General features: G+C 33.2%; 1 protein-coding gene. It reads left to right on the plus strand.

Translation table 11 applies throughout. The features are described 5' to 3' along the window. Nucleotides 1–29: 29 nt before the first annotated feature. Nucleotides 30–545, plus strand: coding sequence for an ankyrin repeat domain-containing protein (locus tag DWW52_RS20910; RefSeq protein ID WP_007662657.1), 516 nt, complete (start codon nt 30–32; stop codon nt 543–545).

The following is a 545-nucleotide window of genomic DNA, read 5'->3' on the forward strand; positions in this document are numbered from 1 at the left end:
ACATTATCAAATTCTAAAATAAAGTAGTTATGAGTACAAAATATAACGAAGAAGCAGAAGATCTGATGTTTGAATTATTCGACGAAGATGATTTTACAAAAGTCATATCATTTGTGGATAAGTATGGATGTGATTTTGTGGATAGAGATGGAAGAAATCTATTAATGAATTTCATTGTCGAAGGAAAGAGTACGTTTGCCATTGAACTAATAAAGCAATACAAAATGAATGGTTTGAATTTGGATTTGCAAGATGACTCTGGGTGGACGGCGTTGCATTTCGCTGCTCAAGAGAATAGCCCGGAAATTATAGAACTTCTTGCAGGGTCAAAGGCAAACTTAAATATCCAAGAAGAAAATGGTCGTACCCCGCTATTCATTGCCATTTTTGATAGAAATGACAAATCTGCGATTACATTATTGGAAAATGGTGCAGATATAACAGTGAATAATAATTCAGGTGTTTCTCCAATGTCATTTGTAACGAAAAAAGTAAAGAAATGGATAAATGAGAATTTGATAACAAACAGCAAACCGACTGAATAA

The sequence above is a fragment of the Odoribacter sp. AF15-53 genome, from assembly GCF_003479425.1.
Lineage (GTDB): Bacteria > Bacteroidota > Bacteroidia > Bacteroidales > Marinifilaceae > Butyricimonas.

What these genes read in the sequence shown, in the direction of transcription:
- DWW52_RS20910 (WP_007662657.1), top strand. Translation starts at nt 30, where the DNA reads ATGAGTACAAAATATAACGAAGAAGCAGAAGATCTGATGTTTGAATTA.